Origin of the sequence: Acinetobacter sp. V110_1 (genome assembly GCF_031798975.1) — a bacterium.
Classification (GTDB): domain Bacteria; phylum Pseudomonadota; class Gammaproteobacteria; order Pseudomonadales; family Moraxellaceae; genus Acinetobacter; species Acinetobacter nosocomialis_A.
Genome location: NZ_JAVQNN010000030.1, coordinates 333,492 through 359,900 on the forward strand (window position 1 = coordinate 333,492; position 26,409 = coordinate 359,900).

The following is a 26,409-nucleotide window of genomic DNA, read 5'->3' on the forward strand; positions in this document are numbered from 1 at the left end:
ATATGGAAAAACTGAAATATTACTGGTTTTATCCTTTACCGTTCGTCATGATTTTTATCTCGCTGGTCATTGGGCCTACGCAAACCTTGAGTGCATGGGATTATTTGCGGTGGGGTGTGCAAGCAGTCTTTGGTACGCCATATTTTGATGCTGAACAATTTAGGCTGATGCAGAACATTTTAGTAAATGTCAGATTACCCAGAATTTTACTGACCTTTATGGTGGGAGCTGCATTAGCAACCGCGGGTAACGGTTTACAGGCATTGTTTCGTAACCCTTTGGTTGACTCGTATGTACTCGGTATTTCTTCTGGTGCGGCGTTTGGTGCAGCTTTGGCACTTTCTCTAAGTTGGCTTTCACCAAATCTATCCGCCTTTATTTTTGGCGTTTGTGCTGTTGCCTTAACGTATTTATTTGCACATCAAAAACATGAAAACCAGACGTCTTTAGTGATGGTAATTTTATCCGGCATGATTGTGTCGGGGCTGTTTTTGGCAGGACTTACAGTTATTCAATATCTAAGTGATCCATTTAAATTACAAGCCATTGTGCAATGGACGATGGGCAACTTACATCAGGCATCTTGGCAAAAGGTTCAATACGCCGTGCTTCCTATTTGTATTGGGCTTGCTGGATTATTTGCAATGCGTTGGCGTTTAAACTTAATGGCACTCGGTGCTGAAGAAGCGCAGGCGGTTGGTGTTAACCCAAGGTGGGAACAGTTTCTTTTAATTGTTTTAGTGACTGTATGTACATCAACTTCTGTGGCTGCTGCTGGCATTATTAGTTTATATGGACTCTTTATGCCGCATATTGTGAGAATGTTGGTTGGGCCAGATCACCGCTACAGTATTCCTGCCAACATGGTGTTGGGCGGTAGTTTCCTACTCATGATTGATAACTTTTCTCGAGTTTTACTAACGTTTGAAATACCAATTGGTATTTTTACCATGTTACTTGGTGCGCCATTTTTCTTATTGTTAATGAAAACACAGAGGACTCATTGGGCATGATTCAAATTGATCAGTTAAATTATGCCTATGGGCCTAAACAGGTTCTCAAAAATATTCACTTGGATTTTCCTGAAAATCAGTTCTCCGTCATTTTAGGGCGCAATGGCTGTGGCAAATCGACACTTTTTAAATTGATGGCGGGCTTAGAACCTGTAAAAGATGGGTTGATCCGTTACTCTAGAAAACCATTATCAGACTTTAAAGGTAAAGATCGGGCTGCGTTACTTGGCTTTTTACCGCAGTTTCATAAAACCGTATTTCCATTTTTAGTTAAGGATGTAGTAATTACGGGACGTGCCGCTTTTAGCAGATATAGACCTTCAAAATCAGACTGGGAGCGTGTAGACCAAGCTTTGCTTGATTTAGATATTGAGCATTTACGTGACCGTCCTTATACCGAACTATCGGGTGGTGAAAGGCAATTGGTTATGATTGCCCGAATTTTAGTGCAAGCACCCAAAGTGATTTTGCTTGATGAGCCAACCAATCATCTCGATGTTTATTACCAGTCTTATTTAATGAAAAAATTGCGTCAGTTGTCGCGGCAAAATTTTACGGTGATTGCAATTATGCATGATCCTAATTTGGCTTTTTTATTTGCAGATCATTTGTTTTTTATGCGCCAACACGAAGTAGTTAAGCCTGAGTCTAAAACACGAATCACCGATCCGAAGTTTTTAAAAAGTGTCTATGATGTTGAGTTCCATGAAGCCATGATTCAAGACAAAACCATTGTTATCCCTGACCATTCTTGGCTATAAATATGACTTTTCACTATCATCTAGCTGACAAATCAGACTATGCATCTGCTGTAGAGTTTGCACTTTATACAAGACATTTATTATTCCCAGAAATCTATCATGGGCAAGTTCCCAAAGATTTAAAAAATTTTGGGCAATATTATGTTAATGATCCATTAGGTTGCTTTATTACGGTAAAAGATAAAAACCGTATTATTGGCACTATTGCATATCGGGCGTATGACCATCGTTTTGATTTAAATTTGCCATTTAATACAGTGGAAGTGGTTAAGTTGTTTGTATTGCCTGAATACCGCCGTAATGGTATCGCAACTCAACTATGTGACATGTTGTTTAGCCATGCAAAAAACAATGAAATTACCACTTTGTATTTGCACACTCATCCATTTTTGCCAGCGGCTGAAAAGTTTTGGCGTCTACAAGGCTTTGATGTCATTAACCGTGAGTGGATCGAGACCTATGACACCATTCATATGAGTAAATCTTTATAGCGCTTTATTGTGCGTATGAAATCTTTTTTGAAAATGGGTAGGCGGATAACCCATAATTTTACTGAACATTGCAGTAAATGCTGCCGAGTGCTCATAGCCCAAACTAAAGGCAATTTCAGTAATCGAGATATCTGCTTTTAATGCATTTAAAGCATAGATGATGCAGACTCGATTACGCCAAGCCTGAAATGACATGCCCGTTTCTGACTTAAACCAACGATGAAAAGTTCGTTCACTTTTATTATGGACATGTGCCCAATCTTTAGGGCTGCTATGAATATCGGGGTGCTCCATAAACTCAGCACAATGTTTTGATAGTAATGTGTTGTGAGGCAATGGAATAAACAGAGGCAGGGCTGGTGCAGCTTCTAATTCATATAACAATAAATCGATAACAGCGCCGTCTCGGCCTACACGTTGGTAGTCAACAGGCAGTTGATTTGCTTGAATCAGCAACTGATGCATTAACGGTGAAACTTGCACGACCTCGCAATAGTTTGCCTGTCTTGGGGCATTACTTACTTCTATATACAAACTATAAGTACTGACTTTAGATAGCCATACCTGATGTGGTTTGCCTGGGGGTATCCATACACCACTGTACGGTAACACGAGCCATTGTCCATCTTCAGTTTCAACTTTCATAAGCCCTTCGGGTGCATATAAGAACTGAGCACGGCGATGGCTATGCGTATCTAACAAGGTATCAGCAGGATAGTCCGATCCTAACGCTAAAACCGCTTGCGGTAGATGGTCTACATCGTTAATTGGAATATTACGCATATATTTTGTCTGAAATAATTAAAAATATGGCTTTTCTACGTTAGTTTGCCATAGGTCTATTTTATATCATGCCTCTATAAACGTGAGGAAGATAACGATGCTATATGAGCTATTTTTATTTGGACTACTTTCCGGTGTTACCACTTGGTTATTTGGTTTTGGCGGCGGTTTTGTTGCTGTACCTTTGCTTTATACAGTCATTATTCAAAAGTACAGTAACGAAAGTATGGTTGGGATACATGCGATGCAAATCGCCGTAGCTACATCAGCTTTTGTAATGCTGTGTTCGGCAAGTTTTGCAACTTTTCGACACTATCGGTCTGGACATATAGATTGGCAAAAAATCCGCTTTTTATGGAGTGGTATCGCATTGGGTGGAGTTGTCGGTGCGGTCATGGCTTCATTATTTAATGGAAATTGGCTTCGCTGGATATTTATGGGTTATGTGTTCATAACCATTATTGATTGTTATTACCGACCAGGCTTTATGGTTGCATCAAGACAAACGCAAAACTATGGTCAAAACAGTGAACTCATTAAAGGTGGAATAATTGGTTGGGTTGCAGCACTTTTAGGTGTGGGTGGCAGTGTAATGACAGTTCCTTTGTTGCGGCGGCGGGGTAGTTCTATGGCAGAGGCTGCGGCTATTGCAAATATTCTCACGCTGCCTTTGTCTTTAACTGCAACGCTAACTTATTGTGTGTTGTCACTTTGGCAATCTACATGGGCACCTAGTGGATTTATCGGTCTAATCTGGTTAGAAGCTGCTTTATTCTTGGTTGCTGGAACATGGATCGGGCTATATTTTTCAGAAAAATTTATCTCAAAACTACCTGATTTATGGCGGGCAAGATTGTATCCGCTACTTTTAATGCTGGTTTTGTTCGTGATGCTTGTTGGCAGTTAATTATTGATTTAACTACCGTAGCTAGCACATATAAATCAACATACTACGTATTTATAAATGCTAGCTATGAATAGATGGTTATAGTGCAATTTTACTATAGATAGCTTTTGCTTCTGAGGTAATTGCTGTCATGTGAATCGCGCCGTGAATCATTCCGTCTAACAAATGAAAGTTCACCTGAATACCTGCATCCCACAGTTTTTGAGCATATCTTTCACCATCATCTCGAACCGGGTCATATTCACAAACAAAAATGGTCGCATCTGGCAGTCCATCTAAAGACTGAGCGAGTAACGGACTTACAAGTTCATTCTGTTTTTCACTTTCATCTTGCACATATTGATCCCAGCAATAAACCATTGTGGATGACTCTAAACCATAACCTTCGGCATATTGGTCATAAGATTTGCTACTCATTGTGGCATCTAAAGCTGGGTAGAAAAGAAGTTGATGGCTCACCATAATTTCTGGGTGTTGTTTTGCCTTTAAACATGCGGCGGCAGCTATATTTGCGCCCGCACTATCACCACCTACAGCTATACAGTTTTGATCAATTCCAAATAGTGAAGCATGCTTATGGATATAGCGAAATGCTGTAAAAAAATCATTTAAAGGTGTTGGAAACTTAAACTCTGGAGCCAAACGATAGTCCACAGAAAATACAACGTGTTGAATAGATTCTGCTAACAACCTACAAGTGCGGTTCCATGCATCTAAGCTTCCGAGACACCAACCGCCACCATGTGCAAAAACTAAAGCAGGCCGTTGCTCAACATTTTCGAGCGAATAGGGAACATAAACACGCACTTCAATTTCGGCACCATCTGACACAGCAACACAAAAACTTTGTTGATAGCTTGCATCATGCTGAATGCCTTGCTGATCAATAATGTCTTTATTTACTTGCTCCCTAAGTTCTTGTAACGAGTTTACAGCCTGTGTGGTTGGTCTGGACTTAAGCCAGCTTTCAATTTCAGCAAGTAGAGGCATCGCTTTTTTCCTGCTGCAAGAACTCTAAAATAAGTGAACTGAATGTTTCTGACTGTTCTTCCATAATGAAATGACCGCAGTCTTTTACAATCGCACTGGTTAAATGCGGTGAAACCTTTTTCATGGTTTCATAAGGGGCATTGTTTGTGGCATGTTCAGCGCCTATGGCTAAAACTGGCATGTCTAAGCTTTTCGTTTCTCTGATTTTATTTTGACGTATGGTCTCTGGAATAGAGCGATAATAATTAAAACCCGCCGTTAAACGACCCGGAATTTTATAGGCTTCAATATAGGTTTCAGTCGCTACTTTGTCTTTGTGCCACGACCATTTATCAAACATGTAATTTAAATAAGTACCTTCGCGGCCTGCGATTAAAGCTTCGGGTAAATCTAAGGTCTGATTAAACATGAAATGCCAAAGAAAGATATTTTCACTCGGTTCAACAAAAATAGGAGGTGCGTGTGCTAAACCGGGAATCACTGCTTCTGTTACCGCAAGACGAGTCACTGATTCAGGAAAGTCTGATGCAATCGCATAGGCAACCCACATGCCAATGTCGTGACCAACAACCGAATAAGTTGGATATTCAAGTTCAGTCATGAGCATTGATAAAATTTTAGCAATACGCCCCGTATCGTAACTTCCATCCAGTGGAGCTGAATTTCCTGTTCCGGGTAAATCAACAGCGATTGCTTGATAACCCTGTTTCGCCAATTCAAGCATGACTTTGTGCCACGCGTACCATGTTTGCGGCCAGCCTGGAATAAGCAATACAACGGGACCTTCACCTAAGGTCACGTAGTGTAATTTTTTACTTTCGATGTGAGTGTAATGATGTTGGAATTCGTTATGTGAGTTTTCATTGAATAATTGAGTTTTCATGTTGAGTTCTCTTACGATTCCTTAAATACCTAATAACTGATTAATTTGAGTCTGATTCACAGGGGCAGCAGCAAAGTCATCAAACACTTTATCGGTAACATGAATAATATTTTGCTTAATAAACTCGGCACCTTCGCGTGCGCCATCGTCTTTATTTTTGAGGCAGCATTCCCACTCCAACGTTGCCCAGCCTTCGTAGTCGTAATGTGCTAACTTTGAAAAAATCGCTTTAAAATCAACTTGACCATCACCCGTAGAACGGAATCGACCCGCTCGATTTCCCCAGCTTTGATAGCCGCTATACATTCCTTGGCGACCTGTTGGATTAAATTCGGCATCTTTAACATGAAACATGCGAATGAAATCTTTATAGATATCGATATATTCCACATAGTTCAGTTGCTGCAAAACAAAATGGCTTGGGTCAAAAAGAATATTGCAACGTGGGTGGTTATGAGTTCGCTCTAAAAACATTTCAAATGTAATGCCGTCATGCAAATCTTCACCGGGGTGAATTTCGTAGCAAAGGTTGACGTCTTGTTCATCACAAGCATTCAAAATAGGAAGCCAGCGACGCGCTAATTCATCAAACGCCGTTTCGATGAGTCCTGACGGTCTTTGAGGAAATGGAAATACATAAGGCCACGCCAAAGAGCCTGAAAATGTCCCCATGTCTTTAAGACCTAAACGGGCAGATGCCTGAATTGAAGCGAGCATTTGTTGTTTTGCCCACTCGGTTCTAGCCGCTGAATTGCCATGCAAATGAGATGGGGCAAAGTTATCGCACATTGAGTCATAAGCAGGGTGCACAGCCATTAACTGCCCAAAAATATGAGTCGTTAACTCACTAATTTTTAAGCCATGATTGCTTAAAGTATCTAATATTTCATCGCAATAATCTTGGCTTTCTGCTGCCAAATTGACATCAAATAAACGCTTATCCCAAGCAGGGAGTTGTACAGCTTCAAAGCCTTGGTTTGCTACCCAAGCAGCAATATCTTCTAGACGGTTAAAAGGGAAAACATCATCACTAAATTGAGCAAGATGAATACTAGGGCCTTTGATGGTTTTCATAATAAAACCTAATTAGTTGTCGATCGACAAACAATAGGCTGAATTTTGGATAAAAACAACTTTTTATTTGAAAATCAAAACAAAACTGGACTATTTTGAATAAATCTCTTTGATTTATTTGTGAAAATATTTTTTTCGAATAATAATGAAAACACGTACTAAGTTTGATAAAGGGTCATTATGGCTGGCAGACCAAGAGAGTTTGATCGAGAAGAAGCCCTCGTAAAAGCGAGAGATTTCTTCTGGCTTCACGGCTATGAAGGCACATCAATGTCAGATTTAGTTGAAGTTTTGGGGATTGCCTCAGCTCGAATTTATAAAGCATTTGGCTCAAAAGAGGCCTTGTTTAGAGAGGCCGTAAATCACTATGAAAAGAACGAAGGTAATTTTGCGCTAAATGCTTTAAAGCAAAAAAATATTAAGGATGCAATCAACCAATTATTTCAAGATGCACTAGCGCTTTACACGCAAACCAACCATTCCTATGGGTGCATGGTCGTGTCGGCAGCCAGTGTGCTAGGCGAAGAAAACCAAGCTGTTTTGGAATGGATGAAAGCACAGCGTATTGCACGGGGACAGAGTCTGGTCGAACGATTTGTTCAGGCAAAATCAGATGGTCAATTGATCGCAGATGCAGACCCTAAAACTTTAGGGCAATATTACGCGCTTGTTCTCCATGGTTTATCTGTTCAGGCAAGAGATGGATATTCCAAAGAAGAGTTAGCGACAGTAATCAGCTTTGCTTTACAGAACCTTGATCGATATTTGGCAACCTAATTCAGAAGCATATTAACAAGTCTCTGATTCGGGTTAACCAATCTGTGTAGAGTATGAGGAGACCTAAATGGTTTCCTTTTTTTATTGAAAAATTTATTTCAAAACTACCTGATTTATGGCGGGCAAAGTTGTATCCGCTACTTTTAATAATAGTTCTACTCGTCATGCTTTTCGTAAATTAATTTTTTATTTCAATTGTTTGAAGAATAACTTTTCTTAAATAACAAATCTCTAAATGCTCTAAAACTGCAAATTTTATGTCTTAAAGGGCTTTGAAAAAAGGTTGAAAAATAGACTTGAAATATATAGTGGCTTTATGCCACTATATATTCATCGAAGGTCATCAGACAAAAAAGAGGATGATATGGCTATCCAGCTTTTAGATGCGGCAAGAAATGAAATTCCAGTGAAATTCACGCAGTTTTCTGGTGGAGAGCGTCATGTTCAGATTGATGAGACAACGTTAGGTTCACTATCTGGCAAGGTATTGGTGCGTGCGCAAATGATCTCAAGTCACGATGTGATGGACTATTTGTTACTTGAAAATATATTGCTGACTCAAGGTTTAACCGTTGACCTAGAAATTCCGTATTTTCCATACGCACGTCAGGATCGTATTTGTGCAGTAGGCCAAGCATTCTCACTTGATGTGATGACAAAACTACTCAACATCAATGCCGACAAAAAAGCGGGTAAACAAGGCAAGGTAACTGTTTGGGACTGCCATAGTGAAGTAACAACAGCATTGCTTGCTGCAAATACTTCTTTTAACGAAGTTGTAAATGTTAGTTCAGTCGACATCATCGCAAAGAGTGAAGCGCTAAGCACATTATTAAAAAATGAAAAAACCGTGCTGATTTGCCCAGACAAAGGCGCAAAAGCACGCACAAAAATGGTTGCAGACGCTTTTAATGTTGAGCGCAAACAACCCATTACTATTGTTCAGTGCGATAAAAAACGTGACCCTGTAACTGGAAAAATTTTAGGTACACATGTACATGCGACTGATTTATCAGGCCTAACAGCTGTCATTACCGATGACATTTGCGATGGCGGTGCGACTTTTATTGGTATTGCCAAAGAACTCCGTCGTCTCAATTGCCATAAGTTCGTTCTATACGTGACCCACGGTATTTTCAGTAAAGGAATAGAGGTTTTTGATGGATTGCTTGACCAACTATTTACCTCGGACAGCTTTCCACAACAACCATCAGACAAAATTTCAGTAATTGCTTTTGCAGCAAAATAAAGAGAATAAAGATGACGATTAAACTTAATCCTTTAAATGCTATCGATTTTTATAAAGCTGATCACAGACGTCAGTATCCAGCAGGTACAGAGTACGTGTACGCAAATTTTACGCCGCGTTCATCTCGACTCGCTAAAATGTTGCCAGACTTTGACGATAAAGTGGTGTTCTTTGGGCTTCAGGGTTTTATTAAACACTTTTTAATCGATACGTGGAATGAAGGCTTTTATAAGCAACCTAAAGACAAAGTGGTGGCTGCTTATAAACGCCGTATGGATAGCTCATTAGGTGACGGTGCTGTACCGGTTGACCACATTGAAGCGTTACACGACTTGGGCTATTTACCATTACGTATTAAAGCATTGCCAGAAGGTAGTCGCGTCAATATGCGCGTACCTGTGCTCACCGTAATTAATACCGACCCGCGTTTCTTTTGGTTAACGAACTATATTGAAACCGTGTTAAGTGCTGAGCTTTGGAAAAGCTGTACTACGGCCACAATTGCCTACGAGTACAAACGTTTATTAACACAATATGCCGTAAAAACTGGTGCACCACTCGATTTTGTACCTGTGCAAGGACACGATTTTAGTAGCCGTGGTATGAGCGGAATTTATGATGCGGCGCAATCTGGTGTGGGCCACTTAACCAGTTTTATTGGAACAGACTCTGTTGCTTCAATTGACTACGCAGAAGAATATTACAATGCCACAGGTGTCATTGGAGTTTCTGTACCAGCGACTGAACACAGTGTGATGTGTATGGGTACAGAAGACAGTGAGCTAGAAACATTTAAGCGTTTAATTTGCGAGCTTTATCCGTCGGGTGTTGTCAGTGTTGTATCTGACACTTGGGATTTTTGGCGAGTGATTACCGAGTTTACGGTGACTTTAAAACCTGAAATTCTGGCAAGACAACCCAATGCTTTAGGCTTGGCTAAATTGGTTTTCCGTCCAGACTCTGGCGACCCTGTTAAAATTATTTGTGGTGACCCAGACGCTGAAGTCGGCAGCCCAGCCTACAAAGGCGCAGTTGAATGTTTATGGGAAGTGTTTGGCGGTACAACCACAGACCAAGGCTATAAAGTACTGAATGAACGTGTTGGTTTAATTTATGGTGACTCGATTACTCTAGAGCGTGCACAGCGCATTTTAGAAGGACTTGAAGCCAAAGGCTTTGCTTCAAACAACTTGGTGTTTGGGATCGGCAGCTTTACCTATAACTACTTAACTCGCGATACTTTTGGATTTGCTGTGAAAGCGACTTGGGGACAAGTGAATGGTGTAGGCCGAGAGCTGTTCAAAGACCCAATTACTGACTCAGGTGTGAAAAAATCTGCGAAAGGTCTTTTACGCATCGAAGAAAGTGAAAATGGTTTTACCTTGTTTGATGAGCAAACAGCCGAACAAGAACAAGGTGGAGCACTAAAAACCGTCTTTGAAAATGGTAAACTTCAATATGAGTGTACTTTGGATCAAATTCGTGAGCGTTTATCCATCGCATAACTGAGTTTAGATGAGCCGTTGCATAAGTATCGGCTCATCATTTTCATTGAGAGACTGAACGTGACTATTCAAACTGAACAAGAATTCCTTGCCAGTTATGATCGCCGAGATTATGACGCACCTTTACTCACTGTAGACATGGCTATTTTCTCGGTATTGAATGGTCAGTTGCAGGTATTACTCATTAAGCGGCCCAACTTTCCAGCCAAAGACCAATGGGCCTTACCCGGTGGTTTTGCCGATTTAACCCATGATCAAGACTTGATGGCAACGGCTTATCGTAAGCTGGTCGAAAAAACAGGAATTAGTTCACCTTACTTGGAACAAGTTGCCTCTGTCGGCAATGCCAAACGTGACCCGCGTGGCTGGGCTGTGACGATTTTGTATTTTGCATTAATCGATTTTAATGCCTATCAACACCAAGCATTGGCTGAATACAGTGAATGGGTGCCTGTAGCAAAAGCAAAAGATTTAGCATTGGCGTTTGATCATAATGAATTGCTCAGCTTGGCTTTAGAGCGTTTAACCAGTAAAACTCGCTATACCGCATTGCCAGCTAGTCTAATGCCTGAGTTATTTACGCTAACCGAGCTACAAACTATTTATGAAATTATTCTTGGGCAATCTTTAGATAAAAAAGCGTTTAGACGCCGTATGATAGAAGCGGGCGCAGTTGAAGAAACCAACCACAGTAAAATTGTAGGCAAACGGCCAGCTCAGCTTTACCGCTATGCACTCGATTCTTTCGATTTTATATTTCCTCGCTCACTCGAATTACCTAGAAATAAAGAGAGTGAAGATAAGCAAAACAATGAGCTTTCTGACTAGCGCATCTTGATGCACTTTGATTTATAATGCCGCGCTTATGATTGATGTCATGTTTTGATCAGCACTTTGCCTATGTCACACGTTTCTCCCTGCTTCCAGCAAAACCAGTTTTTTGTGTTGGTGGAATATCTCACTTCACTACATGAAATTTATCCTGTGAAACATGAGTTTGCAGGATATCCGGCTGCAATGACATTGGCAGATCGCGTACATTCAGATCATGATATCGCGCCACTTGAAGCCAGCAAAAGCTACCCTGACTCAATCGATAAAGTCTTACACTTTTCAGGTAAGGCCCGAGACATACAAGACTTCGAGCAATTTTTACAACAAGCTCAATCAGCCAATATTCAAAACTTGTTATTGCTGACAGGCGATAAACTCAAAGAACATCATAATGGTCGAGATGGACAGCCTCGTAGTCGTTACCTAGAGTCGGTAAACGCCGTAATGGCAGCTAAGCAACACGGCGGGTTTCGTATTGGCGTTGCCTTTAATCCATTTAAATATGTCGAAGCTGAGCGTGATGCACAGTATTTAAAACTACATAAGAAAATTAAAGCAGGCGCTGACTTTATCATTACCCAATTGGGCTATGACATTGAAGCCTTAAAACAAGCCAAATCATTTTTAACCAAGCATGATTATTCGCAGCAAATACTGGCTTGCGTCATGCCACTGACTTTAGGCCGTGCTAACTACATGGTAAAGCATAAAGTTGCGGGTATTGTGATTACTCCACACATGCTAAAAGTCTTGGCAGAGGAAAAACAGGCAGGGCATACAGACCGTGTTTATTTGCGCTGTGCTTTACAGATTTTGATATGTAAACACTTAGGATTTGCGGGTATTCATTTATCTGCTTGTCATAAGCCAGAGGAGCAAATGCTGCTTGAAAGCTACGTCGAGCAATACAGACATCTGGAGCTTAAAGCTTTAGAAGAGCTTTGGAATTCACTTTGGCAAGTCACTACAGGCAAAGAGTTTTCGCCTGAAATTGCTCGGTTTTCGCGTCAGCCAACGTCTAAACAATTAATTAAATATCGCCAGCTACATGTTATGCATGAAGCAATGTTTGGATCAAAAATTGCTAAAGGTATTGGACGGTTTATTTTTAAAGCATCATTTTGGGAAAATTCCTTAGTCGCTAAGGTATTACTTAAAACAGAAGTACTGAGTAAACACAGCTTAGTGGGCTGTGAAAGCTGTGGTCAGTGTCGGCTAAGCGATACTTTATATATTTGCCCTGAAACGTGTCCAAAAGGTTTAGCCAATGGGCCTTGTGGCGGTACAACGTTAGACCGCTGCGAATTTGGTGACCGTGAATGTATTCATTCCGTTAAAGCAAGGCTTGCTAAAGCCCTTAAACAAACTGAAATATTAAAAGAAAAACTGATTCCAACAGTGCCTCTTGAAATTAGAGGAACCAGTTCTTGGAAAAATTGGTATTTAGGAGTTGAAGCTTAAGATTTAAAACCATACTGGATTCAGTTAAAGTATGTTCAACTGAATTTTACTGACTTAAATTAATGCAAAATCAAAATGATCCAATTAATAATATAGAACAATTAGATGTCGAGGATGAGCAAAAGCAGGAAAACTCTGTGCTTAATTCTGTAAATCCTGATCCAGTTGAAGTAACAGATTTAATTATTGAGATCGGGAAAGATATAGTTGATTTTGCATCATCTGTTTTCGATAACATCGATATCAATTTTTAACTTAAGAGCTCCCGAATAGTGAGTTTTTATATGTTATAAAAAGATTTCCCATAATAAGGAGATCGAAGTGGAACTTACGCAAATTAAGGTAACAATAGATCGAGAATATGATCTCTTCGTAAATTCACACGAATTTAAGACGTATCAGCACGATAAAGAAAAGCAAGCTAGATTTTTAGGCCATGTATTAACAACATTGAAATACCCTTATACGAACATCATTACTTTAGGTGGTGGTCGATATAAAGTTGTTGGTCATCATGATTTAAATGTTGATATCGATCTATTCCAAGCTCCATCTTTCGTATCAAAGCAAGCATTTAATACTTGGTTTGCTAATATCCTATCTCAACATTTATATTCTTAAAATATATTGTAAATACATATTTTAACTTGTAGTATCACTATCAAATACTGCGCTGAAAGTTTTTTGTTTTTTTATGGCCCGTTTCTGATTAGAAGCGGGTTCTTTAATTTCGTATTTATGTATATGTATTAGATGAAAGTATATATTGCTTTTATCACATAGCTTATTGTTTACTTCGCTGGAAAAATATTCCTTTTAAGAAGTTAATAAAATGAAAAATTATTTAATAGGGTTAGTTATTGCTTTAGGTTTAACTGGATGTGTGGTATTACCAAACATCGACTATTCACAGCCAAAAGTTGAACGATTTAATCCAGTTAAGAATTGGATTAGTGTAGATTCTGCTTCAGTTAAAGATATGCCTAATGGTAATGAAATCTTTAAATTGAAAGGAGGTAGTGAAGTTTATGTATTCAGATATCAAGATGAATGGGCATTATTGACTCCTGCCTCTGATAAACAACAATGGATTAACTCTAGATATTTATGTGGTTTTGCTGGTTGTTATACTCCACCAATTGTTTATAGAAACACTAAAAGGGGCTTGGATAACCAGCAACCTATTTACTCAGTTCAACAACGTGAGCCTAAAAGATATAACAATACCAAGACTAGAAGCACATCTACTAACACTCGTACTTCAAGAAGCTATAGTCAAACGACCAATAGTTCTTGTTATTGTACATCTGGAACATATTGTGTTGGGCCGAGGGGTGGACATTACTGCCTTAATAGCACAGGTTCAAAAAGATATCTTCCACGATAAACTGTATAAGCTTCAAGAAGCCCCGCTAAATATCGATTATTGGCAAGGCATTTGTTTTATAATAATTTTCAAGATAATTAGTTGTTTATTTGAAGTTTTATGAGTGAAGAGATTATTTCGGCAATTGCTACAATTAAGGGTGCACAAATTCAAGCTTATTACACATTAATAGCATCATGTGTAGGAGCAGTTGGCATAGTAGTTGGTATTATACTTTCTTGGTATACCGCTTTACATTTACAAAAAGTATCTCGTTTAGCAGAAACGAGAAAAACTGTTTATTTAGAGTTTGCTGAAGCATATTCTAAGTTAATAGCTGGTTTACAATTAATTCAAATCGAAAAGCATAAATATCAAAGTGAGCTTTTTAGTAGTTTTTCTAATTTCTCAACTTGTACAGACAAGGTTATGTTTGTCTGTAATACAAAAACTAAAAAAGAAGTTATTTGCTATTTAAATAATATTTTACCAAAGATTGAATTAATCATATTTGAAATCGCAAGTTATTTCGATTTATCTCAAAGTTTAGAAGTTTTAGTAAAAGATCATCAGGAAAGTTTAGAAAGCTTAGATAGGTTTTATCTAAAATTAGATGAATTACATATTGATAACCCTGAAGATGAGCGATCTAAAAATATATTTAAATTAATAGATTTTAAACTTAAACAATCAGAGAGGTTAATACAACCTATATCAGAAAAAGAAAAAGAGCTTGAAGAAAAGCATGAAGAAATTGCCGAAAATATTAAAAAATTTACAAATGAACTTAATGAAGGAGTTACTGAAGTAATTTATTTATTAAGGAAGGAAATAGGGGCTAAGACGGATATTCATCTTGATAAAAAATTATCAATAAATTATCAGTCTCAACTTCCAAAAAAAGAAGATGAGTTGAAGTAATTTTAATTTAAATTAATGTTAAAACTCAGTACAGGTTAAATTGCCTTTAGGTGTTTTTTTAAAAGGATATATTATTAAAAAATGAAGAATTTAAGTATAGGATTAGTTCTTATGATTTCATTATTTGGTTGTGCCAATTCCACCGCTAAGCATCAAGACAAATTCTTAGCGCATATTCATGAAAATACACCAAATCCTTACAAGGAATGTATGGTCAAATATATTAAAGACCATTGGGATGAAGTTTGGAAAACTTACAATACTGAAAAAACTAGGGAGGCTCGTGGTGAAACAGATATAGTCAATTTCATGATTGAAAAGTATCTATCTGAATGTAAAAAATAATACATTTGAGCTAAATTTATTTTTATGTATTTAAGGCTTTCAAAGCCCTGAGTTTTCAGGGTTTTACTCTAATAGCCGCTTTTAAGAAAGAAATATTTTTAAGTAGGCAGTATGCTTTAAAATTATTTTAATATTTGCATATAAATGTTATAGAAAAGGATGGAGTTAATAATAAGAATAAGTTCAAAGGAAGCACTTAACCGATCTTCTTAAAATTCGATGGATTTCGTTATATAGGTAAACGATGACCGCACTTTTAGAAAAGGATTTCAGTCCATCTGAGTTCACCTTGTTCTCCGAAATATTATGGAAACTTGGCTCAGGGAAAGGGCAATACAATTTACGTGAAAATATTCTTGCAGATATTGCCATTTTATTACGGGCTGATTTCGCTGCATCTTACATTTGGGACTCAACCAATAACTTATCGAGAGAAGGCGTTATATGGAAAATCGACCCAAAAGCCATGAAGGACTATGAGTGTGTTTGGCAATTTGATGATCCGATTACGGCACAGCTTCGCAAACGTCAAAAATCAACCTTTGTAAATGAAGTCATGCCTCTCGCAGACCTGAAAAAAACACCCTATTACAATGAGTTTTTAAGAGCCTATGGTTTGTATCACGGCATAAATATTTATTTTGTCCGAAATGGTATAGATATTGGCGATTTACGTATTTGGCGTGCAAAAGACGCTGACATGTTTGGTGAGCGTGAAAAAAGAATATTAAATCTGCTTGAACCTTATTTTACTCAAGCCTTACCCACTGATTTATCAAGCCAATACGGTTTGACTTCGCGTGAACAAGAAGTGGTTCGCTTGGTATCTAAAGGTTTAAGTGATAAAGATGTGGCCAATTTACTGGATATTAGCTTTACTACATTAAGAACTCATTTGAACAATTCTATGAGAAAAATCGGTTGCAATAATCGCACTGAAATGGCCTTGCTCATTCGATATTAAAGTTTAAGCAATCCTCAATTTTGAGGATGCGAATGAATGAGCAATTTGTACTAAGTTTCTAAAATTACAACTTAAATGGATTAAAAATTACTATGTTAAATACAAATGAAAAAAATAATTGGATCGAATCACTTGATCTATCAAATGCTTCAGTAGATATCCTTACTAAACTCATTCATGAAAGAAAAGTATCTTGTGAAGAGCTTGTGCATCATTACTTCGATACTATTGAAAAACAGCAATCTTTAAATGCATTTATTAGCACAGATAAAGCTTCGGCAATTCAGCAAGCTCAATATTGGGATAAATATCTACTGAGTGGAAAACCGTGCCCAGCTTTGATGGGTATTTTAATTGCGGTTAAAGATAATATTCATGTTGCAGGTTTTCCAAATAGTGCAGGTACACCAGCTTTAGCTCAATTTAGACCTCAAGCTTCTGCACCTGTTATTCAAAAACTCATTGAGCAAGGTGCAATCATTGTTGGTAAAGCCAATATGCACGAATTGGCCTTTGGGGTAACTGGTTATAATACTGCCATGCATATAGAAAGTGTGGTGGGTATACGAAATGCCGTAAACCCGTTACACATTGCGGGCGGGTCTTCTTCGGGTAGTGCGGTGGCTGTTGCGGCGGGTATGGTTCCGATTGCTATGGGTACAGACACAGGCGCTTCTATTCGTTTGCCAAGTGCCTTAAATGGCTGTGTCGGCTTTCGTCCAACAGTAGGACGGTATTCACAAAACGGTATTACCCCAATTTCACATACTCGGGATACCGCTGGCCCTATAGCACATACCGTATCTGACATTATCTTAGTTGATGAGCTTATTACTCAAGAACCAAGAAAAGAACCATTACAGCCTCATCAAATTCGTCTCGGTATCAATTCATACTTTTGGAATCATTTAGATGAAGATGTTCATGAGCAGGCTCATATTGCGCTTGAAATGTTAAAGAATGCTGGAGTCGAAATTATTCCTGTCGATATGCCAAATTTAGAACAACTCAATCAAGCTATTTCATTTCCTGTGGCCATCTATGAAGGCAAATATGACCTAATTCAATATTTGAAAGATCATCATGTAAATTTGACCATAGAGGCTGTAGTCGATCAGATCTCAAGCCCAGATGTACAGGCAATTTTTAAATTGAATATTCTTCCTGAGCTAACTCTAGATCCGACGGGGCAACTTGTTCCAGTTTTACCTTTGTATGAAAAAGCGATTAGCGAAGCTCGGCCACAATTGCTTGAACTCTACCAAAACACATTTAAAGCGCATAACTTACATGCTTTATTATTTCCGACATCACCGATTGTTGCACCACTAGCAAACGAACAAGTTTATTCAATTGAAACTTTCCAGACACTTATGCGAAATACAGACCCCGGCAGTAATATTGGAATACCGGGACTGAGTTTACCTATTGGGAAGGGCGCGAAATCAAAACTACCAGTTGGATTTGAAATAGATGGCTTAGCTCATCAAGATAGTGAACTGCTTGCGATAGGAATAACTTTAGAAGAAATTTTTAAGGATTTAAATCAATAAACAAAACCACTTAAATCACTATTTTTAAAGGTTTGTTTATCTTTTAATAATAGATTGAAGCTTATTGGTAAGTCTGTTTTTATCTGGAAAATTATAAGCCATTTTACTTGTTATAATGGCTTATTTATTAAACAATCATTACTTATTAGGTTTATGTATCCTGTCAGTTTTACTGTTGTTAATTTGAGAAAATATAATATTTATAACTTATATGTATCTTATTTGTATAACGATAAAATTTTTAATTATTAAATCATTTTAAAATTACATATTATTTTAATTAATAATACTTAAATATTACACAATAAAATTTATTCTTAATATTTTTGCAATAATTTTCTGTGTTAGAAGATTATCTGATTAGAAATTATTTAAAATTAATTTGTTTATTAACAATAAATTAGATTTAATTTTTAAATGGATTTATTACGAGAAATCTACACTAGTTCGAATTACATAATTTTTAAACATAGTTTATATAATATGCTTTATTGACATAAATAGAAAAAATATATGGCTAAGAGGTCAATGATATTTAATTCACTTCAGAACCATAATTTGCACCAAATTTTACGCTGTCACGATTCATTGAATAAAACCAAGTGAAAAGTTACGTAAAAAAGAAACCAATAATTTTATTGGCTTAAATAAAAAATCGAATATTACAAATAAGCGGAATGAATATGGATAACGTAGCTCAGCTAGAAACTGATACTAATTTCCAAAGTCGAAAGAAAATAACTTGGGGTGTTTTTAGTGTCCTGCTGTTATTTTTAGTTGCCGGTATCGTATATTATTTTTTGGTATATCGATTCTATCAATCTACTGATAATGCTTATGTGCAAGCCGATGTGACTTGGGTTATGCCAAAGATTTCAGGCGAAGTGATGGAGTTATTAATTAACGATAATCAGGTGGTAAAAAAAGGGGAAACTTTAGCAGTATTAGACCATCGTGATTACCAAGCTCGTTATGACCAAGCCCGTTCTGTGGTCAGCTTAAAAGAAGCCGCACTGGGCGTACAACAACAAAATGAAAAGTCTGCCAAGTCGTCAATTACTGAAGCAAATAGTGGTGTAGTAGCAGCACAAGCCGACCTATCTCGTTTGAAAAAAGAGTTCGAGCGTTATCAAGACTTATTAAAAGATGGCGTAATTACCCGTCAAAACTTTGAAGGGGTTCAGTCTCAATATTTAACCGCTCAAGCACAGCTCAGTAAAGCACAAGCCGCAGTAAATGCAGCAGAAGCTCAGTTGGGGAGCTTACAAGCCAGTCGAGCACAGCTTTTAGCAGATATCCAAAGTGCCAATGCAAATTTAAACCTGTATCAGGTCGATCTGGCTTCCTCAAAAGTGGTGAGTCCTGTTTCGGGCAAGATCGGTAGCCTTGCAATTCAAAAAGGCTCACGTGTTTCTCCACAAACCCGCTTAATGGCAATCATTCCTGAAAATAGTTTGTATGTACAAGCGAACTTCAAAGAAACCCAAATTGAAAAAATGCATGTTGGTCAGAAGGTAAAGTTAAAACTTGATGCCTATCCGAGCCTCACCTATACCGGAACAATTGAGAGTTTTTCACCAGCTTCAGGTGCAACTTTCTCACTCATGCCACCAGACAATGCAACAGGCAACTTTAACAAAGTTGTACAGCGTATTCCTGTACGTATTGCCATAGATTCAAGCCCGCATATTGATTTGATTAAACCTGGAATGTCGGTGAGTGCCACCGTTGACCTAAGAACTTAATAAAAAAAATTTAGGTAATAAGAAAATGAATAAGCATGTTGAAGCCGAGTGGAGGTTTCCTGCAAAAACTGCATGGGCAATTTTTGCTGCCATGATTTTTGGCAACTTCATGGCGATTCTTGATATTCAGATTGTGGCGAGTTCTCTAAACGAAGTACAAGCCGGTATGAGTGCAAGTCGTTATGAAGTCACTTGGGTACAAACGGTTTATTTAATAGCCGAAATTATTGCGATTCCAATGTCGAGTATTGTCTCGCGGGTGCTTTCGACACGGGTGTATTACACCATGTGTGCAATTGGTTTTACGGTAAGTTCTTTACTATGTGCATTGTCGTGGAACTTGGAAAGTTTACTGGTGTTCCGTGGGATTCAAGGCTTTATGGGCGGCGGGATGATTCCGACTTCCATGACGGCGTTGTACTTACTGTTCCCCGAGCCAAAACGCTCATTGCCTTTGGTCATGTTTGGTATGATCAGTACTTTAGGCCCAGCGATTGGCCCCACCATTGGAGGTTGGCTCACCAATAACTTCTCATGGCACTGGATGTTCCTGATTAATATTATTCCGGGCATTATCATTGCCACGGTCATTTACTCAGGCCCAAATATCGACCGTGCCAATTATTCACTCATCAAAAGCATGGACTGGTTTAGTCTTATTGGTATGGCGATGTTTTTGGGTGGGCTTGAATATTTCCTCGATGAAGGCGCGCGTCATGACTGGCTTGCAGACACAGGCGTTCGTATTGCATTTATGGTCTGCGTTGTAGGCGGCATGATTTTCTTCTCTCGAAGTTTTACCCAGCCTAAACCTTTGCTCGATTTATCGGTATTTAAAAACAAAAACTTTACCTTAAGTGCCATCACAACGTTTGTGATCGGTATGGCGCTGTATGGCTTGGGTTACATGATTCCCGTGTTCCTTGGGCAAGTCCGTGAAATGAACAGTAGCCAAATTGGTCATGTCATGATGGTGACAGGTATTGTCATGTTCTGTTTTGCGCCGTTCCTTGCATGGCTTATTCCTAATTTTGATACCCGCAAAACCGTATTTGTTGGAATGGTTCTGGCTGGTTTTGGTGTTTGGCTCAATTCGCACCTCAGCATTCACAGCGATTATGACTTTATGTTTTGGCCGCAAATTTACCGTGGTATTGGTCTTATGATCTGCCTAATTGTGGTTTCGCATTTGGCTATGAGTACTTTGCCACTCAGTAAAGTAGCCGATGCCAGTGGTATTTATAACCTCATGCGTAATATCGGCGGCGCGGTTGGACTGGCTCTTATTAACTCATCTTTAGACTGGCTAACAGCCATGCATGTTACCCAGATTAATCAGGCGATGACACCGCAAAACTGGATATTTACAGAACGACTCGACCAGCTCACGGCGCAATATCAAGAAGTCGGTGCAAATGCCCAGCAAATCGCGCTCAGTGTGATTTATCGCGACATTCATTTTCAGGCACTGACATCTAGCTTTAATGACTTATTACGCATGCTCGCAATCATTATGTTTGTGACCGCATTTTTAACCATCTTTATGGACAGGGGGAAGAAAATGAATATGTAAATTTTTAGCAGTAGAGGGCAGCTTTTAAAGAATGAAAAACAATAGGGCATATCAAAACGTATCCCTTCTTAGAAAAAGAACATTTATACGAGTTTCCAACATCGCCTTATGAGCGAGCGGAACTCACAGATCTGGATGTGGGAGATTAAAGTATTATGATTAATACAACATATAAACTGATTTCAAAATTGAACCTGAAAAACACAACTTATGGGCAATATTTTGAAAGAGAGCAAATTGATACTGATCGACTAAAAGTGATGTATTCCATTTACGAACAGTATTATGAAAATACCAGATTTTCTATTTTTGTAGACGATTTTAAAAATAAAAGCGGTGCGATCTTAATTTTTGACTCAGAAACAGATGAGATTGTGGGTTTCTCGACTGTAGTGGTGCAGCACTTCTACTTAAACGGTAAAGACTACACCGTGTTGTTTAGCGGTGACACGGTTATTTTGAAGAAGTTCTGGGGTACGCGTAGCTTACAAAGTACCATGCTCAAACTTATGATTAAGCTTCGCATCAAATATCCTTTTAACGAACTCTATTGGTTACTCATTTCTAAGGGCTATAAGACCTATCTATTACTTGCCAATAATTACTATGTGTATTACCCAAACATTAAAGATGAAAACCAACATCTTTCGGAAGTGGTTGAGCACTACTGTGAAAAATTCTTTGGCGAATATTACGACCGTGAAGCAGGTTTACTCAACTTTGGTGATGACTATCAGCCACTAAAAGGCGAAGTTGCACCCATTACCGCCGAAATGAGAGAAAAGAATCCAAACATTCATTTCTTTGAACAAAAAAATCCAACTTGGAAAGCAGGCACAGAACTGCCGTGTATAGGCCGTCTGGGCTGGAAAGATATTGCTCGTTTCCCTGTGAAGCTCATGACGAAGCCGACCAGTAAAGGAAAGTTTGAAGCTTGTGTAACCCATAAAACAAAACGTAGAGAGGCTATCCAATGAAATCTAATGAATGGCTGACTCTAGGCTCGCATCTTATTTTAAAAAAATGGTGTGATGCATCTGACCGTAATTTCCAAAAACAGTTTAATGCTTTAGAAACCACACAACGTCAAATTTTGCATTCGATATTACAGACTTCTACCTTTGCCAAAGATAAAAAGGTTCAAAACTATGAGCAGTTTGTAAAAGCCTTTCCTGCGACTCGCTATAGCGCATGGCGAGAAGATATTCAACGTTACCGTGAACAACAGCTTTCACTGTCTAGTAGTAAGTTGGTTCGTTTCCAGCCGACCAGTGGTTCGAGTGAACAAATCAAGTTTATTCCATACACCAAGCTGTTTTTAGATGAACTTGACCATGCGATTGCGCCGTGGATGGCAAGTTTATATCGTAAGTGTCCAGAGCTGAGTTCGGGTACACATTACTGGTCGGTGTCATGGTTGCCTGAAAGCCAGCGTGAAGTTTTAAAAGATAAAAACTTAAATGATGACAGTGCGCTACTTGGCGTAGGTAAACGTATATTGTCTAAGTTTACCCAAGCGGTTCCAAGTAACGTTGCATTTGCAGCCAATGCTGACGATGCACTGTTTGCCACCATTTGTTATTTGGTTGCAAACCGTAACTTAGCCATGATTTCGGTGTGGAGTCCGACTTTTGCGCTGCAATTGCTTGAGCGTTTGGAGTCATTGCAAAAAGATGTGGTTGAAGTGCTTAACAGTGGCAAATGGGGAAATCGTGAGGCTTCCTTAAAAGAAGTTACCGCACCGCATAGCCCTGCAAGTGCTCAAGCTTTAATTGCAAGTTTAAACGGCGCACAGATCGACTTTAAAAAACTTTGGCCAAAGTTAAGTTTAGTGTCGAGTTGGGATACCGCAGGCTCAAAAGCTTGGGCCGAGAAATTAAAAGAGAAATTGCCCAGTGTTCAGTTTGAAGGCAAAGGGTTATGGGCAACCGAAGGTGTAGTGACTATTCCCTATAACAACCAATACCCATTGGCCTACCAAAGTCATTTCTATGAGTTTGAATATTTAGAAGGTGAGAAACAAGGTGAAATTGTTCCTTCATGGCAGCTTAAACAAGGTGATGTGGTCAGCCCACTCATTACTTCGGGGAATGGCTTACTGCGTTACTGTCTGGATGACTGCTTAAAAGTGACTGGCTTTATAGAGCAAATTCCGTGTTTTGAGTTCCAAGGCCGTCGTTTTGGGGTAGATCTGGTCGGTGAGAAACTTGCACCTGAAACCGCACAACAGTTGTTGTCACAGTTAAATGAAACAGAATCGAAAGCGATTTCTTTACTGGCGATTGATACCCAACAACAAGTTAAACCATTTTATTGCGTGCTTTTTGAAGGTGAAATTCATCACAGCATTAACAATGAATATATCGACAGTATTTTACGTCAAAACTTCCATTATGAACTTGCACGAAACTTGGGACAGCTCGACCAACCTCAAATTCGTCAAGCCAATAACGGCTGGAATGCGTATAAGCAACTGGTCATGTTTGATGGCATTATCGAAGGCAATATCAAGCCTGAGCCACTTAAAAAAGTCACCCTCAATAGTTTGGAACAACTATGAAAGGGATGAAGTCATTTAATACTCGATTTTTAACACTTCGACACGCCTTGTATTTAGGCGTGTTGGTTGTGTCGAATACACAGGCCATGACTTTAGACGAGGCGTTGTCTGCCAGTTTAAGACATGAAAGTCAGCTTGAAGTCAGCCGTTTAAGCGTAAACCAGTCTACTGCTATGCTTGAACAGGCTAAACAGCGCGATGGACTCAAAGTCAATTTAGTTGGGCAACTTGACTATGAAAGAATAGATACGCCACCAAAAGTCATGTTTCCAACCGAAGGAAACCGTAAAGGACGAAGTTTGCAGTTACAGGCAGATTATCCGATTTATACCTCTGGGCGGCATCGTTTGGGTGTAGATATTGCCGAAAGTCAGCTTTCTGCCCAACATCAAGGTTTATCAGATCAACGGTCGGAAACCATTTTAAATACCGTCATGGTCTATACCGACGTATTAAAAAAGAAAGCCATTTTAGAACTTAGACAAAAGACTATGGCAAATCTGCAACGGTCTTTATATGAGTCAAAGCGCCGTTTTGATGTTGGTATGATTACTCGTGCAGACTTGGCTCAGGTTTTGGCCCAAGTCGCGCAAGGTCAAGCCGATATTACACAGGCGCAGTCTAACTTGACTGTAAGCGAAGCACAGTTTTACCAAGTAACAGGTACAACACCTGACAACCTTGTTGCAATTAAACAATTGCCTGCTATACCGAATGGGTTAGATGAAATTTTGGCTCAAACCAAGAATCATCCGGCTTTAATGCGCGCTAAATATGAAATGCAAGCCGCCGAGAAACAATACGCTTTAACTAAACGGGAACTCTGGCCAACAGTTATGCTGACCAGTCGTGCCGGAAAGCAAGATGAAGCGAGCTATATTGGTTCTGAAAGTAATAACTATATGGTCGGGTTACAGCTTAATGTACCGCTCTATGACGATGGTTTAAATCGCGCCAATGTCAAAAAAGCGCAGGCTGATATCGATTTGGCTCATCAGAAAATACGAAGCCTTGAACTGGACTTAAATAAGCGTACCCGTACCACCTATGCACAGCTTCAAACCATCCGACAAAATAAAGACGCATTGGCAAATGCCATAGAGGCAGCGTCTATTGCCTTTGTCTATACACGTAAAGAGTTTGATGTCGGCACCAAAACTACCTTTGACTTGCTTAATACCGAGCAGAAGCTACTCGATGCTCAAACCCAAAAAACCGTAAATGACCAAGACGAAGTGGTATTTGTCTATCAGTTACTCGACCAAATGGGACGTTTAAATAGTTTGGTTCCTATGCAGACCGCACAACAGGTGAATAATGAATAAAACAAATACACCACTCGTAGAAAATACCCTGATTACCCGTGAAGCAACTTTGGCAGATGATGAGGCTTTACGAGACCTAATTGCTGTTCCCATGACCACCAAAGGCATACAAATTAGCTTTCAGCGTGAACCGAGTTATTTTAAGGCGTCCGACATTGTGTATCGGCATAAACTGCATGTGGTGATTGAAGACCTAGAGAGTCAAAAGAAACTCGCTTGTTATAGCAATGGCTACCGTCCTTGTTATGTCGATCGGAGCATTCAGAACTTACGCTACGCTGGAGACTTACGGGTAGATCATAGCTATCGGGGTAAATCACTGGTGAAGGTATTAGCCAAGCATGTAAAACAGACCATGCATGCACCTAACTTTAGCCAAATGATTATTTTTGATGATAACCACGCCGCACGCGCCGCTATACAAACGGGTAAAACGGGAATGCCCGATTATTATGATGAAGGACTTATAGAGACACTCAGCCTGACGAGTACAGGTGCAAAACGAAAAATCACGGCTTTTTTAAAGCAAGCTAATAAACAGAGTGACATTCAAGTGATTCGTAGTTGTATAGCCGAAGCCGAACATGTGGAAGCCATGAATCAGTTTATTGCCGATATGGCTGAGTTTTACAACTTTATACCTGCCTATAACTTCGAAGAACTTGCCCAAGGTCATCAGTATTTTTCAGGTATGAAACTCTCAGACTTTTCACTTTACTTTAAGGGCGAAAAACTGGTGGGTATGTTTGGCTTGTGGGATCAGCATAGTATTAAGCAAACCAAGATTCTAAATTATAGTTCGGCTATAGGTGTGCTTAGACCCGTTTATAACTTGTTAACCCCAATTACTAAAGGTATGCGCTTGCCTAAACTGGGTGACTCTATTCAGTACCATGTATTGCATACGCTTATGTGTCATCCCGAAGATTTAGCTTTGCATCATAAAATGCTCGAAGATGCCTATAACCAGTCAAAACAACAGGGCGTTGGTGTGGTGAGTTTTACGCTTTCCCATAAAGACCCGCGTTATCAGCTAAACCAGTTTTATAAAGGTGAGCGTTTAACGGGTATGCATGGTTTTATTAGTTATGAGGGCGACCCAAGACCAAATTTTGATAAAAACCTGATTCCATACTTAGAAGTTGGGCGTATTTAACCCTTATATAGCTTCACCGTAGGTCATGAATGCGCAAATATTTGCTCAGTTTTAGGTAAATTAAATAGATTTGAGCAAATATATGCGCAAAATGATGAATGTCGGCTAGAGCAAGAGACTTTTTAATAGTGATTTTGATTACGTTACAAAATCAAGATAACTCGTTTGGGATT

Annotated in this window: 26 protein-coding genes and 1 pseudogene; 23 read left to right on the plus strand and 4 right to left on the minus strand. The window is 39.0% G+C overall.

The annotated features are described in order from the left end of the window. Positions 1 to 2: 2 nt before the first annotated feature. From RMA95_RS12530 to RMA95_RS12540, 3 genes are read left to right on the plus strand one after another with little or no spacing between them, the layout of a single operon-like run. A complete protein-coding gene (locus RMA95_RS12530) occupies positions 3 to 1,013 on the plus strand; it encodes an iron ABC transporter permease (protein ID WP_311070986.1) in 1,011 nt (336 codons plus the stop codon). Next, positions 1,010 to 1,774, plus strand: coding sequence for an ABC transporter ATP-binding protein (locus RMA95_RS12535; RefSeq protein ID WP_311070988.1), 765 nt, complete (start codon positions 1,010 to 1,012; stop codon positions 1,772 to 1,774). Before RMA95_RS12530 ends, RMA95_RS12535 begins: the two co-directional genes overlap by 4 nt. Before the next feature lie 2 nt (positions 1,775 to 1,776). Next, the gene (locus RMA95_RS12540; RefSeq protein ID WP_409187560.1) at positions 1,777 to 2,265 is read left to right on the plus strand and encodes a GNAT family N-acetyltransferase; all 489 of its coding nucleotides are present in this window, start codon (positions 1,777 to 1,779) and stop codon (positions 2,263 to 2,265) included. Here RMA95_RS12540 and RMA95_RS12545 read toward each other — a convergent pair. Further along, positions 2,260 to 3,048: a helix-turn-helix transcriptional regulator gene (locus tag RMA95_RS12545; RefSeq protein WP_311070989.1), complete on the minus strand. Its 789-nt coding sequence runs from the start codon at positions 3,046 to 3,048 to the stop codon at positions 2,260 to 2,262. The two genes, RMA95_RS12540 and RMA95_RS12545, sit on opposite strands and share 6 nt — an antisense overlap. Before the next feature lie 97 nt (positions 3,049 to 3,145). Between RMA95_RS12545 and RMA95_RS12550 the strand changes: the two genes are divergently transcribed. Then, positions 3,146 to 3,955 carry a sulfite exporter TauE/SafE family protein gene (locus tag RMA95_RS12550; RefSeq protein WP_311070991.1) on the plus strand — a complete coding sequence of 270 codons (810 nt, stop codon included), beginning with the start codon at positions 3,146 to 3,148 and terminating at the stop codon, positions 3,953 to 3,955. Positions 3,956 to 4,033: 78 nt separating this feature from the next. Here the strand turns inward: RMA95_RS12550 and RMA95_RS12555 are convergent, their stop codons facing one another. Genes RMA95_RS12555 through RMA95_RS12565 form a run of 3 tightly spaced genes read right to left on the minus strand, consistent with a single transcriptional unit; the run spans position 4,034 to position 6,902 of the window. Then, a complete protein-coding gene (locus RMA95_RS12555) occupies positions 4,034 to 4,945 on the minus strand; it encodes an alpha/beta hydrolase (protein ID WP_311070993.1) in 912 nt (303 codons plus the stop codon). Then, complete coding sequence (locus tag RMA95_RS12560; protein ID WP_311070995.1) at positions 4,929 to 5,828, minus strand: alpha/beta hydrolase; 900 nt, start codon at positions 5,826 to 5,828, stop codon at positions 4,929 to 4,931. The genes RMA95_RS12555 and RMA95_RS12560 overlap by 17 nt, the downstream gene beginning before the upstream one ends. 21 nt (positions 5,829 to 5,849) lie before the next feature. Then, positions 5,850 to 6,902 carry a sugar phosphate isomerase/epimerase family protein gene (locus RMA95_RS12565; protein ID WP_311070997.1) on the minus strand — a complete coding sequence of 351 codons (1,053 nt, stop codon included), beginning with the start codon at positions 6,900 to 6,902 and terminating at the stop codon, positions 5,850 to 5,852. A gap of 180 nt (positions 6,903 to 7,082) precedes the next feature. Here RMA95_RS12565 and RMA95_RS12570 point away from each other — a divergent pair, with 180 nt between their 5' ends. The 19 genes and pseudogenes from RMA95_RS12570 to RMA95_RS12660 all read left to right on the plus strand — a co-directional run bounded on the left by RMA95_RS12570 (position 7,083) and on the right by RMA95_RS12660 (position 26,236). Then, positions 7,083 to 7,679 (plus strand): TetR/AcrR family transcriptional regulator, encoded by a 597-nt coding sequence (locus tag RMA95_RS12570; protein WP_311070999.1) that lies wholly within the window; start codon positions 7,083 to 7,085, stop codon positions 7,677 to 7,679. Between the two features lie 77 nt (positions 7,680 to 7,756). After that, a pseudogene (locus RMA95_RS12575) lies at positions 7,757 to 7,861 on the plus strand (sulfite exporter TauE/SafE family protein); the annotation flags it as partial. Between the two features lie 182 nt (positions 7,862 to 8,043). After that, positions 8,044 to 8,928: a phosphoribosyltransferase family protein gene (locus RMA95_RS12580; protein WP_311071001.1), complete on the plus strand. Its 885-nt coding sequence runs from the start codon at positions 8,044 to 8,046 to the stop codon at positions 8,926 to 8,928. Positions 8,929 to 8,939: 11 nt separating this feature from the next. Further along, the gene (locus RMA95_RS12585) at positions 8,940 to 10,433 is read left to right on the plus strand and encodes a nicotinate phosphoribosyltransferase (protein WP_311071003.1); all 1,494 of its coding nucleotides are present in this window, start codon (positions 8,940 to 8,942) and stop codon (positions 10,431 to 10,433) included. A gap of 60 nt (positions 10,434 to 10,493) precedes the next feature. Further along, positions 10,494 to 11,261, plus strand: a complete 768-nt coding sequence (locus RMA95_RS12590) for an NrtR DNA-binding winged helix domain-containing protein (RefSeq protein ID WP_311071005.1) — start codon at positions 10,494 to 10,496, stop codon at positions 11,259 to 11,261. 72 nt (positions 11,262 to 11,333) lie between these two features. Beyond that, complete coding sequence (locus RMA95_RS12595) at positions 11,334 to 12,728, plus strand: methylenetetrahydrofolate reductase C-terminal domain-containing protein (protein WP_311071007.1); 1,395 nt, start codon at positions 11,334 to 11,336, stop codon at positions 12,726 to 12,728. Between the two features lie 62 nt (positions 12,729 to 12,790). Continuing rightward, entirely contained in the window at positions 12,791 to 12,982 is a 192-nt protein-coding gene (locus tag RMA95_RS12600) for a hypothetical protein (RefSeq protein WP_311071009.1), read from the plus strand. 67 nt (positions 12,983 to 13,049) lie between these two features. Beyond that, positions 13,050 to 13,349, plus strand: coding sequence for a hypothetical protein (locus RMA95_RS12605; protein ID WP_311071011.1), 300 nt, complete (start codon positions 13,050 to 13,052; stop codon positions 13,347 to 13,349). 211 nt (positions 13,350 to 13,560) lie between these two features. After that, the gene (locus tag RMA95_RS12610) at positions 13,561 to 14,115 is read left to right on the plus strand and encodes a hypothetical protein (protein WP_311071013.1); all 555 of its coding nucleotides are present in this window, start codon (positions 13,561 to 13,563) and stop codon (positions 14,113 to 14,115) included. 99 nt (positions 14,116 to 14,214) lie between these two features. Beyond that, a complete protein-coding gene (locus RMA95_RS12615) occupies positions 14,215 to 15,015 on the plus strand; it encodes a hypothetical protein (protein ID WP_311071015.1) in 801 nt (266 codons plus the stop codon). A gap of 81 nt (positions 15,016 to 15,096) precedes the next feature. Then, the gene (locus tag RMA95_RS12620; RefSeq protein ID WP_025469128.1) at positions 15,097 to 15,360 is read left to right on the plus strand and encodes a hypothetical protein; all 264 of its coding nucleotides are present in this window, start codon (positions 15,097 to 15,099) and stop codon (positions 15,358 to 15,360) included. Between the two features lie 244 nt (positions 15,361 to 15,604). Beyond that, positions 15,605 to 16,324, plus strand: a complete 720-nt coding sequence (locus RMA95_RS12625; protein WP_263613758.1) for a response regulator transcription factor — start codon at positions 15,605 to 15,607, stop codon at positions 16,322 to 16,324. Positions 16,325 to 16,416: 92 nt separating this feature from the next. Next, entirely contained in the window at positions 16,417 to 17,877 is a 1,461-nt protein-coding gene (iaaH, locus tag RMA95_RS12630) for an indoleacetamide hydrolase (RefSeq protein WP_311071017.1), read from the plus strand. 683 nt (positions 17,878 to 18,560) lie between these two features. Then, the gene (locus tag RMA95_RS12635) at positions 18,561 to 19,622 is read left to right on the plus strand and encodes an HlyD family secretion protein (protein WP_311071019.1); all 1,062 of its coding nucleotides are present in this window, start codon (positions 18,561 to 18,563) and stop codon (positions 19,620 to 19,622) included. Between the two features lie 25 nt (positions 19,623 to 19,647). Continuing rightward, complete coding sequence (locus RMA95_RS12640) at positions 19,648 to 21,195, plus strand: DHA2 family efflux MFS transporter permease subunit (RefSeq protein ID WP_311071021.1); 1,548 nt, start codon at positions 19,648 to 19,650, stop codon at positions 21,193 to 21,195. 188 nt (positions 21,196 to 21,383) lie between these two features. Continuing rightward, positions 21,384 to 22,172, plus strand: coding sequence for a hypothetical protein (locus RMA95_RS12645; RefSeq protein ID WP_171057761.1), 789 nt, complete (start codon positions 21,384 to 21,386; stop codon positions 22,170 to 22,172). Beyond that, positions 22,169 to 23,755 carry a GH3 auxin-responsive promoter family protein gene (locus RMA95_RS12650; protein ID WP_311071023.1) on the plus strand — a complete coding sequence of 529 codons (1,587 nt, stop codon included), beginning with the start codon at positions 22,169 to 22,171 and terminating at the stop codon, positions 23,753 to 23,755. The genes RMA95_RS12645 and RMA95_RS12650 overlap by 4 nt, the downstream gene beginning before the upstream one ends. Further along, positions 23,752 to 25,080, plus strand: coding sequence for a TolC family protein (locus RMA95_RS12655; protein ID WP_223857221.1), 1,329 nt, complete (start codon positions 23,752 to 23,754; stop codon positions 25,078 to 25,080). The genes RMA95_RS12650 and RMA95_RS12655 overlap by 4 nt, the downstream gene beginning before the upstream one ends. Beyond that, a complete protein-coding gene (locus RMA95_RS12660; RefSeq protein ID WP_311071026.1) occupies positions 25,073 to 26,236 on the plus strand; it encodes a hypothetical protein in 1,164 nt (387 codons plus the stop codon). The genes RMA95_RS12655 and RMA95_RS12660 overlap by 8 nt, the downstream gene beginning before the upstream one ends. The last annotated feature ends 173 nt before the right edge of the window (positions 26,237 to 26,409 follow it).

Coding starts and splice junctions, on each gene's coding strand:
- RMA95_RS12625 (WP_263613758.1), top strand. CDS start 15,605: ATGACCGCACTTTTAGAAAAGGATTTCAGTCCATCTGAGTTCACCTTG.
- RMA95_RS12560 (WP_311070995.1), bottom strand. CDS start 5,828: ATGAAAACTCAATTATTCAATGAAAACTCACATAACGAATTCCAACAT.
- RMA95_RS12650 (WP_311071023.1), top strand. CDS start 22,169: ATGAAATCTAATGAATGGCTGACTCTAGGCTCGCATCTTATTTTAAAA.
- RMA95_RS12635 (WP_311071019.1), top strand. CDS start 18,561: ATGGATAACGTAGCTCAGCTAGAAACTGATACTAATTTCCAAAGTCGA.
- RMA95_RS12615 (WP_311071015.1), top strand. CDS start 14,215: ATGAGTGAAGAGATTATTTCGGCAATTGCTACAATTAAGGGTGCACAA.
- RMA95_RS12600 (WP_311071009.1), top strand. CDS start 12,791: ATGCAAAATCAAAATGATCCAATTAATAATATAGAACAATTAGATGTC.
- RMA95_RS12595 (WP_311071007.1), top strand. CDS start 11,334: ATGTCACACGTTTCTCCCTGCTTCCAGCAAAACCAGTTTTTTGTGTTG.
- RMA95_RS12580 (WP_311071001.1), top strand. CDS start 8,044: ATGGCTATCCAGCTTTTAGATGCGGCAAGAAATGAAATTCCAGTGAAA.
- RMA95_RS12540 (WP_409187560.1), top strand. CDS start 1,777: ATGACTTTTCACTATCATCTAGCTGACAAATCAGACTATGCATCTGCT.
- RMA95_RS12555 (WP_311070993.1), bottom strand. CDS start 4,945: ATGCCTCTACTTGCTGAAATTGAAAGCTGGCTTAAGTCCAGACCAACC.
- RMA95_RS12620 (WP_025469128.1), top strand. CDS start 15,097: ATGAAGAATTTAAGTATAGGATTAGTTCTTATGATTTCATTATTTGGT.
- RMA95_RS12640 (WP_311071021.1), top strand. CDS start 19,648: ATGAATAAGCATGTTGAAGCCGAGTGGAGGTTTCCTGCAAAAACTGCA.
- RMA95_RS12530 (WP_311070986.1), top strand. CDS start 3: ATGGAAAAACTGAAATATTACTGGTTTTATCCTTTACCGTTCGTCATG.
- RMA95_RS12570 (WP_311070999.1), top strand. CDS start 7,083: ATGGCTGGCAGACCAAGAGAGTTTGATCGAGAAGAAGCCCTCGTAAAA.
- RMA95_RS12535 (WP_311070988.1), top strand. CDS start 1,010: ATGATTCAAATTGATCAGTTAAATTATGCCTATGGGCCTAAACAGGTT.
- RMA95_RS12610 (WP_311071013.1), top strand. CDS start 13,561: ATGAAAAATTATTTAATAGGGTTAGTTATTGCTTTAGGTTTAACTGGA.
- iaaH (WP_311071017.1), top strand. CDS start 16,417: ATGTTAAATACAAATGAAAAAAATAATTGGATCGAATCACTTGATCTA.
- RMA95_RS12585 (WP_311071003.1), top strand. CDS start 8,940: ATGACGATTAAACTTAATCCTTTAAATGCTATCGATTTTTATAAAGCT.
- RMA95_RS12550 (WP_311070991.1), top strand. CDS start 3,146: ATGCTATATGAGCTATTTTTATTTGGACTACTTTCCGGTGTTACCACT.
- RMA95_RS12545 (WP_311070989.1), bottom strand. CDS start 3,048: ATGCGTAATATTCCAATTAACGATGTAGACCATCTACCGCAAGCGGTT.
- RMA95_RS12660 (WP_311071026.1), top strand. CDS start 25,073: ATGAATAAAACAAATACACCACTCGTAGAAAATACCCTGATTACCCGT.
- RMA95_RS12565 (WP_311070997.1), bottom strand. CDS start 6,902: ATGAAAACCATCAAAGGCCCTAGTATTCATCTTGCTCAATTTAGTGAT.
- RMA95_RS12655 (WP_223857221.1), top strand. CDS start 23,752: ATGAAAGGGATGAAGTCATTTAATACTCGATTTTTAACACTTCGACAC.